This is a genomic window from Gabonia massiliensis, from assembly GCF_001403595.1.
Classification (GTDB): domain Bacteria; phylum Bacteroidota; class Bacteroidia; order Bacteroidales; family Coprobacteraceae; genus Coprobacter; species Coprobacter secundus.
This window is the reverse complement of sequence record NZ_LN877938.1, coordinates 693827-696568: the sequence shown is the minus strand read 5'-3', so window position 1 is coordinate 696568 and position 2742 is coordinate 693827. Positions and strand designations below refer to the sequence as shown.

Genomic DNA, 2742 nt, shown 5'->3' with positions numbered 1-2742 from the left:
ATACTCACCGGAGAAGAGATGCAGCAGTTGGCGAAGAGGGGAGATGTTACACTATTGGGTAAAAAGAAAGCACCCGAAACCGTACTACCGGAGGATGAATCCTCTTTCAAAGGCACTGTTGTTTCCGATGCTGAAACATCATCAGGAACCGCTACGATGCAGAGAACCGCGAAGGGTTTCGGCAATAAAGCCACAGTCATTCCCGATGATGTGAGGGCAAAAATACTCAAAAATCTTGAAACAGCAAAAGACGTTTATTCAAAACGTAACAATAATACCAAAGGCTTTATAACAGATATTGCACGAGCATTGGGCTTGAGACGACACGAAAGCAGCCATTATGGGACATTGGAAGCCTCGAATGGCATGAAATTTACCCTTCGTATAAGCAATCATAATGCATCCGTTTCTAATTTCGACTCACACAAAGAAGCGGAAGGCATCAGCATAGTGATTTCAAATTATAAGAACAAAGGATTGAATAATAACGGGAAAGGACACGTTGTAGAATTCTTTTATCCGAGACAAAACATCAATAAAAGTGACGGAAAACCCTTAGTCGAAATCCTTGAATCATTAAAAGATACCCTTTACAGCGGCGAGTATAAAGACACAACCAGACTGTCACAGCGCCAGGAGGTGAACGAGCTGCCCCCCAAACTACAAGCAGACGGAGATAACATAATCTACGGCGCCACCGCAGGGGGCAAGCTATACCTCAACGGCAGTGCGTTAAACCCCGAGACCCCGCTTCACGAGTACACCCACCTATGGGACACAGCCTGCCAAAATATCAATCCCGAGCTGTGGCTCAGGGGCGTAGAGCTGATGAAGCAAGTCCCCCTGTGGGAGCAGGTGAAAGCCGACCCCGCCTATGCAGACCTGACGACCGACGACGAAATAGCCGGTGAAGTGCATTCCCGCCTTACCGGCAAAGACGGAGCCCGTCTGTTGGAAGACATCGTATCCCGCAACCGGGACGGCAACGCCATAGAAGTAGCCAAGGCAGTCACACTTCGCGAGCGGTTAAAGAACTGGCTGAAGGATTACTGGTGGTGGCTCAAGGACACGCTGTCACCGTGGACGAAAGCCGAAGCCGAAAGGGTCACGATAGAGGACTTTGTACACATGCCGTTGAAAGACCTGGTACGAGGTACCGACCTCACCGGCAGCCGTATGACAACTGAAGAGAGTCGCATCGTAGAACGGGCCAAAGCCGACGGCACATTCATGAAAGCCCCGAACGGGAAACCTACCAACCTATCTGAAAGACAATGGGTGCAGGTGCGGACACGTGCGTTTAAGGAGAGGTTCGGTGACTGGGAATTGGGTCGCAAGGTGTTGGAGATAGTGCAGGGCGTGAGGGAGCATGGCTTCAAGGGCTTTGACGCTGCCAAGAAGTGGGCCAAGGAGAATATCACGCGGACTTACTCTGACGATGAAACAGGCGGTAAGGGCGAGATAAGGATAAGTAATAGGGCAATAGACAAATACCTGTCACAATCAGCGATAGACAAGAGCGAGAGTAAGGATGTTCATCTGTCAGTGTTGAGAGTATTGCCTGACGTGTTGCGTGCGAGCATTGACGCAGAGCGACACCCTGACTATATCAAAAAGGACGGAAAAAGGAATCCTGAGAACGGCATCAACCCCGACGTGACAATACATGTGTTGTATGGCTCTGTGAATATTGACGGCCAAGTTTACAGGGTGAAAACCACGTTGAAGGAAAATCTATTTAATGATGAGCCGAAGACACCTCACTCTTACGAGGCCACAAAAATAGAGTTGCTGGCAGGAACATTGGCCAGCGGAAATACCGCCTACCCCAGTACCAACAACTCTATTATATTGCAAATTTACTAAAAGGAGTTGAGAAATCCTACGGTAATGGCGAGAAACTATTGGATGACTTCACGAAGGTGACGGATGAGAACGGAGAGCCTCTTACAGAATTAGCCGATAAAACTTCCATTCAGATGATGTTCATCGGAGAGCAGGGAGCCTGCCGTATGGACAAGGTCGAAGAGAGTCGCATCGGAAAAGTCAATTCCCAATTCAACGAAGAATTACAACAACAGATAGACGGCACCTTGCCCAAGGGGCACATATACCAAATCGGTAAGCCCGGGGCGATTTTACGTAGCGCAGGATTTCCCGATGCAAATATAGAACTTTCAGCTACAAGACTAGCTGAGAAAGTGGCCCAACGAAATCATCAATTTGATATTGCAGATGTTCGCAATCTACCAAAAGCATTGCAAAATCCTATCGCTGTATTTGCCTATGGTGACAAAGCTAAATCTGAAAATGTGATTGTCGGACTTAATAGAGACGGCAAGCAGTTTGTTGTTGGTGTGTTTTTTAATCAAAAGCGTGGTGGTGTTGAAGTTTCTTCAGTAAGAGGAATTTTTAACAAGAATAATACTGAATGGCTTAATTGGATAAGTCAGGGCAAAGCGCTATATCTTGATAAAGAAAAAATCCAAGCTTTGATAAACCAACAGCGAACGAATCTCGCTGACGTGGAATATCTCGACTTGGATGATGTGACAAAGATAGTTAATTCATTCGAAAATCCAACAGTTGAAGGTCTAAATCATCAGGATACAGGAGGCGATACCGGGCAGGACGCAAGAGACATCCCCCGCTACCATATCGAGGCAGAGCGAAGCGAAAAAGCCGGTCGTAACGTTATCTCCTCCAATCAAGCTTCCTCGGGAGCAGATACCCCGGGTTTAT

At 47.3% G+C, this 2742-nt stretch carries 2 protein-coding genes; both read left to right on the top strand.

Annotation, left to right across the window (positions count from 1 at the left end; translation table 11 throughout):
* Positions 1-1866, top strand: a 1866-nt coding sequence (locus tag BN2628_RS17495) for an LPD3 domain-containing protein (RefSeq protein WP_155007618.1), incomplete at its 5' end; no start/stop codon positions are given.
* 113 nt (positions 1867-1979) lie between these two features.
* Positions 1980-2742: MuF-C-terminal domain-containing protein (locus tag BN2628_RS04790; protein ID WP_257606392.1), on the top strand; the 763-nt coding region annotated here is incomplete at its 3' end.